General features: G+C 73.5%; 4 protein-coding genes, 1 pseudogene and 1 riboswitch. Of the genes and pseudogenes, 2 read left to right on the top strand and 3 right to left on the bottom strand.

What is annotated here, in order from left to right; translation table 11 throughout:
• On the top strand, positions 1 to 778 hold a 778-nt coding region (locus tag AB0K09_RS27940; RefSeq protein ID WP_366068189.1), incomplete at its 5' end, for a PASTA domain-containing protein.
• Between the two features lie 99 nt (positions 779 to 877).
• Here AB0K09_RS27940 and metE read toward each other — a convergent pair.
• The 3 genes and pseudogenes from metE to AB0K09_RS27925 form a co-directional block, all read right to left on the bottom strand.
• Complete coding sequence (metE, locus tag AB0K09_RS27935) at positions 878 to 3,202, bottom strand: 5-methyltetrahydropteroyltriglutamate--homocysteine S-methyltransferase (RefSeq protein WP_366068188.1); 2,325 nt, start codon at positions 3,200 to 3,202, stop codon at positions 878 to 880.
• A 172-nt stretch (positions 3,203 to 3,374) separates the two neighbouring features.
• A riboswitch (cobalamin riboswitch) is annotated at positions 3,375 to 3,520 on the bottom strand.
• Between the two features lie 150 nt (positions 3,521 to 3,670).
• Positions 3,671 to 4,537, bottom strand: a complete 867-nt coding sequence (locus tag AB0K09_RS27930; RefSeq protein ID WP_366068187.1) for a 3-hydroxybutyryl-CoA dehydrogenase — start codon at positions 4,535 to 4,537, stop codon at positions 3,671 to 3,673.
• A gap of 117 nt (positions 4,538 to 4,654) precedes the next feature.
• Positions 4,655 to 4,957: pseudogene (locus AB0K09_RS27925) on the bottom strand (isocitrate lyase); the annotation flags it as partial.
• Positions 4,958 to 5,239: 282 nt separating this feature from the next.
• On the opposite strand from AB0K09_RS27925, the gene AB0K09_RS27920 reads away from it, so the two are divergent.
• The coding region (locus AB0K09_RS27920; RefSeq protein WP_366068186.1) for a short-chain fatty acyl-CoA regulator family protein at positions 5,240 to 6,482 on the top strand (1,243 nt) is incomplete at its 3' end.

Here is a 6,482-nt window from a genome sequence, read left to right as displayed (position 1 = left end):
GACGGCGGCCGGTCCGGCGGCGGGCTCGACGGCGTCGGCGGGAGCTGCGGCGGCGACGAGCAGGCCCGGACCGACCACACCGCCGGCCCCGGACTACCGGGGCCGGCGCCTGGACGTGGCGTACGCGAAGGCCACGAGGGCCGGATACTCCGTCACACAGCACGACGCGTCCAAGGACCGCAAGGCCGTCACGGCCCGCTCACTGTGGACGGTGTGTTTCCAGCAGGCGAGCAGCGGAACCGGCGCCCGCCCCGCACTCGACTTCGGCGTCGTCCACACGGGCGACCCCTGCCCGAAGAAGGACGGCGACCCGATTCCGTGGCCGGTCATGCCCGAGTTGGTGTGGAAGACATGGCCGACGGCACGCGCGCAGGTCGTGGCGCTGGGGATTCCCGAGGGCCACGTCCAGGCGCGGGCGGCGTACCGGAACGACACCCTGCCGGACGAAGGGGCGTACGACGACTGGCGGGTGTGCGCCCACGATCCGGCCGAGGGCCGTCAGGTCCCGCGCGACACCCGGGTGACGCTCTATCTCTCGTCCCGCGACAACGGCTGTCCCGACCCGGCCCGGGCGACGGGCGCCGCGGTCGACCTGCCGGACCGCGACGACGACGGCGACCCGGACTACCGCGACCCCTTCCCCGGGGACCACGACCGCAACACCGCCTTCCCGGACGGGATCCCCCGTGGATCCGACGACTCCGACGGCTCCGGCGACTCGTCGGGCGGCTCCCACCGTCACGGCCACAGCGTCTGCCCCCACACGCGCCTGTGCTGAGGGCCTGCGTGTGCGAGGTTTCCCCCACACACGCCGGGGGTGCCGCGGTGACGGGGTGAGGCCCGGGCCGGCGCTACCGCACTGGTCCGGGCCGTGGTGTCAGGAGGCCGTGCCGCCCAGTTCCTCGCGGACCTCGCGGGCCGCCGCCACCAGGTTCTCCAGGGAGGCGCGGACCTCGGGCCGGCCGCGGGTCTTCAGGCCGCAGTCGGGGTTGACCCACAGGCGGTCGGCGGGGATCGCGGACAGGGCCTTCCGCAGCAGGTCCGCCACCTCGCCGATGCCGGGGACGCGCGGCGAGTGGATGTCGTAGACGCCGGGGCCGGCCTCGCGCGGGTAGCCCGCCGTGGCCAGCTCCCCGGCGACCTGCATGTGCGAGCGGGCCGCCTCCAGGCTGATGACGTCCGCGTCGAGGTCGTCGATGGCCGCCAGGACGTCGCCGAACTCGGCGTAGCACATGTGGGTGTGGATCTGGGTGTCCGGCCGGACGCCGCTCGTGGCGAGACGGAAGGACTCGGTGGCCCAGGCGAGGTACGCCGCGTGGTCGGCGGCGCGCAGCGGGAGGGTCTCGCGGAGGGCGGGCTCGTCCACCTGGATCACCGGTGTCCCGGCGGCCTCCAGGTCGTTCACCTCGTCGCGCAGGGCCAGGGCGACCTGCCGGGCCGTGTCGGCGAGGGGCTGGTCGTCGCGGACGAAGGACCAGGCGAGCATGGTGACCGGGCCGGTGAGCATGCCCTTGACCGGGCGCTCGGTGAGCGACTGCGCGTAGCGGGTCCAGCGGACCGTCATGGGCTCGGAGCGGGAGATGTCGCCGGCGAGGACCGGCGGGCGGACGTAGCGGGTGCCGTACGACTGGACCCAGCCGTGCTGGGTGGCCAGGTAGCCGGTGAGCTGCTCGGCGAAGTACTGGACCATGTCGTTGCGCTCGGGCTCGCCGTGCACGAGGACGTCGAGGCCGGTCTTCTCCTGGAAGGAGACGACCTCGCGGATCTCGGCCTCGATCCGCTCCTCGTAGGCCGCGGTGCCGATGCGTCCGGCGCGCAGGTCGGCGCGGGCCGTGCGCAGCTCGGTGGTCTGCGGGAAGGAGCCGATCGTGGTGGTCGGCAGCGGCGGGAGCCGCAGGTGGGCGCGCTGGGCGGCCGCGCGCTCGGGGTAGGGCTGGGACCGGTGCGCGTCGGCGGCGATGACGGCGGCGGCGCGGGCGCGCACCGCCGGGTCCCGGGTGATCGCCGAGCCGGCGCGCGAGGCGCGGTCGGCGCGGTTGGCGGCGAGTTCGGCGGCGATGGCGTCGGTGCCGTGCGCGAGTCCCCTGGCGAGGGTGACGACCTCCCGGGCCTTCTGGCGGGCGAAGGAGAGCCAGCGGAGGATCTGTCCGTCGATGTCGCGCTCGGCCGTGGCGTCCAGGGGGACGTGCAGCAGGGAGCAGGAGGGGGCGACGTCGACCCGGTCGGCGAGGCCGAGGAGGGTGCCGAGGGTGGACAGGGACCTCTCGAGGTCGTCGATCCATACGTTGCGGCCGTCGACCACGCCGGCGACCAGGCGTTTGCCGGGCAGGCCGCCGACGGCCGCGAGGTCGTCGAGGTTGGCGGCGGCGGACCGGGTGAAGTCGAGGGCGAGGCCGTCGACGGGGGCCTTGGCCAGGACCGGCAGGGCCTCGCCGAGGCGGTCGAAGTAGGAGGCGACGAGCAGCTTGGGGCGGTCGGTGAGGGTGCCCAGCTCGCGGTAGGCGCGGCCGGCGGCGTTCAGCTCGGCCGGGGTGCGGTCCTGGACCAGGGCGGGCTCGTCGAGTTGGACCCATTCGGCCCCGGCGGCCCGCAGGTCCGCGAGGACCTCGGCGTAGACGGGCAGCAGCCGGTCGAGGAGGGTGAGCGGTTCGAAGCCGGCGGCGACGCCGGGCGCGGGCTTGGCCAGCAGCAGGTAGGTGACCGGTCCGACGAGGACCGGTCGGGCGGTGAGGCCGAGGGCGAGGGCCTCTCCCAGTTCCGTGACCTGGTTGGCGGAGTCGGCGGTGAAGACGGTGTCGGGGCCGAGCTCGGGGACCAGGTAGTGGTAGTTGGTGTCGAACCACTTGGTCATCTCCAGTGGTGCCACGTCCTGAGTGCCGCGGGCCATGGCGAAGTACCCGTCCAGGGGGTCCGCCGCGACGGCGGCGCGGTGGCGGGCGGGGATCGCGCCGACCATGACGCTGGTGTCCAGGACGTGGTCGTAGTACGAGAAGTCGCCGGTCGGCACCTCGTGGACGCTGGCGTCGGCGAGCTGCCGCCAGTTGGCGGCGCGCAGTTCGGCGGCCGTCTCCCGGAGGGCACCGGCGGTGACGCGGCCCTTCCAGTAGCCCTCGATCGCCTTCTTCAGTTCACGGCCCTGGCCCTGCCGGGGGTAGCCGTGAACGGTGGCGCGTGCTGCCGCGGCTGCGGACTTGCTGGTCACGGAACTCTCCTTCGCGAGTTTCTGTTCAGCACCTCGGAAACCCGGCGAGGACGCGAAGGGTGACGGATCCGGCGGGTCGCCGCCGTTGCGCGGGCCCGTTGGATGTGTACGCCGACCCGCCCTCGAGGTCACCGGGATCTCCGCGCGCGAACGCTCGCGCGCGGGCAGCGGCAGGTCTTCGGACTCGCGGGCGCGTCTGCCGGGGCAGACACCTACTGGCCGTCGCTTCCCGGACCCGCCCGGGCCCAGTGCGTATGACGGCGGTCGTTCCCGCTCACCGCTGCGGGGCAGTCCCGGATTCCCACCGGGTTCCCTCTTGCGACGCGCCTGCCTGGCGAGCAGGGCGAACCGGCTGCACTGGCCACCCTAGAGGGAGGGTCGCCGGCCGGGACAGGGTTGTTCACATACCGGTCACACATCACGCCGCGCCCTCCGGTGCGGCCCCGGCCGTCGCCGGGAACTTCTTCGTCACCGGCCGTAGGTGTGGAACCCCCGGCCCGTCTTGCGGCCGAGCAGCCCCGCCTCCACCATGCGCAGCAGCAGCGGGGGCGGGGCGTAGAGCGGTTCCTTGAACTCCTCGTAGAGGGATTCCGCGATGGAGGCGACGGTGTCCAGGCCGATCAGGTCGGCGAGCCGGAGCGGGCCCATCGGATGAGCGCAGCCGAGCTCCATGCCGGTGTCGAGGTCGGTCGCGGTGGCGAAGCCGGACTCGGCCATGCGGATCGCGGAGAGCAGATAGGGGATCAGGAGGGCGTTGACGACGAAGCCGGCGCGGTCCCGGGACCGTACGACCGTCTTGCCCAGGGTGCGGGTGGCGAAGGTCTCGACGGCGTCCGCGGTCGCGGCCGTGGTGTGCAGGGAGGAGACGACCTCGACCAGGGGCAGGACGGGCACGGGGTTGAAGAAGTGCAGTCCGACCACGCGGTCGGCACGGCGTGTCGCCATGCCGAGGCGCATCACGGGGATCGAGGAGGTGTTGGTGGCGAGGATCGCCTCCGGATCCTCAACGATCTTGTCGACGGCGGCGAAGACCTCGGTCTTCACCTCGGCGTTCTCGCTGACGGCCTCGATGACGAGGTGGCGGTCGGCGAGGTCGTCGAGGCTGCCGGAGAAGGCGAGCCGGGCGAGGGCGTCCTGGGCGCTCGCCCCGTCCAGCTTGCCCTTGGTGACGGCGCGTTCGAGGGAGGCGGTCACGCGGTCCCGTGCGGCGCGGGCGGCGGTGGCGTCGGCCTCGCAGACGACGGTGTCGAGCCCGGCGCGGGCGCAGACCTCGGCGATGCCGGCGCCCATCTGCCCGCCGCCGACGATCCCGATACGGGTGAGGGTGGTGTTCACGACTGTGCCTCCGGAGGCCGGACGAGGGGGTGGGCGTAGGCGTCGATGGTGGATCTCCGTGGCCGGTGGGAGCGCTCAGTGGAACTGCTCCTCCTCGGTGGAGCCGGTCAGTGCCGTGGCGTCGGCGGCGACCTGCCGGCCGGAGAGGTAGACGGCCTGCAGTCCGGCCTTGACCATCTGCACGGCCTGTCCGCCGGTGAGCGCGCCGAGGGCGTGCACGTAGTCGCGCTCGTGCAGTTGCCGCCACAGGCGCTCGGCCCCGCGGCGGGCCAGGGTGTGCTCCTCGCGGACGCTGCCGGACAGCCGGATGACGTCCTCGGCGCCGTAGGTCCGCTCGATGCCCTTCCAGCGGGGGTCGGTCGCCCAACGCCGGGTGAGGTCGTCCACGGTGGTCGGGGCGTCCGTCGCTGCCTGTGCCATGGCTGCCTCCAGGGATGGGTGCCAAGTGTGCGAAGACCGGGGAACTCCCCCGGGAACGCGGCCCGCCGTGCCATCGGGGATGAGCGGGAGCGGAGAGAACCGGGCCGGCGGGCCGCATGGACGACTCTTGCAGCGGCACTGAGTGCCATCAAGGGTGGCCGGATGCCAAGTGATGCGAATCTTCTCAGCGCATTCCGCCAAGTCTGCGAAGACGTGGGAAGGTTCACTTTCCGGGTCCGGGCCCTAGACTCGCCGCCGGACCGACAACGGGAGGGGCCGGCGGTGGGCAAGACCTACGCGGGCGCGCGGTTGCGCAGGCTGCGCGAGGAGCGGCGGTTCAGCCAGGCCGAGTTCGCGCGCGTGCTCGCGATCTCGCCCAGTTACCTGAACCAGATGGAGCACGATTCGCGACCCCTGACGGTCCCCGTCCTGCTGCGGCTGACCGAGGCGTTCGGGGTGGACCCCGGCTTCTTCGCCGAGCAGGACACCACACGGGTCCTCGCCGACCTCCGCGAGGCGCTCGCCGACGAGATCGCCGGCGCCCGCGTCTCTGCCGGCGAGCTGACCGAGCTCGTCTCCCGGCTGCCGTCGGTCGCCGCCGTGCTCATCGAGCTGGGGCGCCGCAACCAGGCGCTGTCCGAACGCCTGGCGGAGGCGGCCGAGGGACGCGGCGAGGTGGCCGGTCCGGCCGCACCGCGCTCCCCGCACGAGGAGGTCCGGGAGTTCTTCCACCGCCGCAAGAACTACCTCCACGACCTCGACGTCACCGCCGAGCGGCTGGCCGGGGAGCTGGGCGTCCGCCCCGGCGGGGTGCTGACCGCGCTCTCCGCCCGGCTCACCGGGAGGCACGCCGTCGAGCTGGCCGCGGGCTCCGGCCGGCTGCACCACTACGACCCGGCGCGCCGGACGCTGCATCTGTCGAGCAGGCTGCGCCCGGGCCAGCGGGCCTTCCGCATGGCCACCCAGCTGGTGCTGCTCGAACTCTCTCCCGAGCTGTCCGCCCTCGCCGCGGAGGACTTCGCCGAGGGCTCGCCGGCGTGGTCGCTCGCCCGCATCGGCATCGCCAACTACGTCGCGGCGGCGCTGATCCTGCCGTACGGCGCCTTCCACGCGGCGGCCGAGGAGATGCGGTACGACATCGAGCGGCTCACCGACCACTTCGGCGTCGGCTACGAGACCGTCTGCCACCGCCTCAGCACGCTCCAGCGGCCGCGGCTGCGCGGGGTGCCGTTCTCCTTCGTCCGCGTCGACCGCGCGGGGAACATGTCCAAGCGGCAGTCCGCGACCGGCTTCCACTTCTCCCGCGCGGGCGGCACCTGCCCGCTGTGGAACGTCTACGAGGCGTTCGCCGCCCCCGGCCGCGTCCACGTGCAGATCGCGGCCATGCCCGACGGGCAGCGCTACCTGTGGACCGCCCGGACCGTGACGCGGCAGCGCGGCGGCTGGGGAGAGCCGGGCAAGACCTTCGCCATCGGCCTGGGCTGCGAGATCCGCCACGCCGCCCGGCTCGTCTACTCCGACGGCC

The organism is Streptomyces sp. NPDC049577 (assembly GCF_040675635.1).
GTDB lineage: Bacteria > Actinomycetota > Actinomycetes > Streptomycetales > Streptomycetaceae > Streptomyces.
The sequence above is the reverse complement of the archived record's forward strand: the minus strand, read 5'-3'. Positions and strand labels throughout refer to the sequence as shown.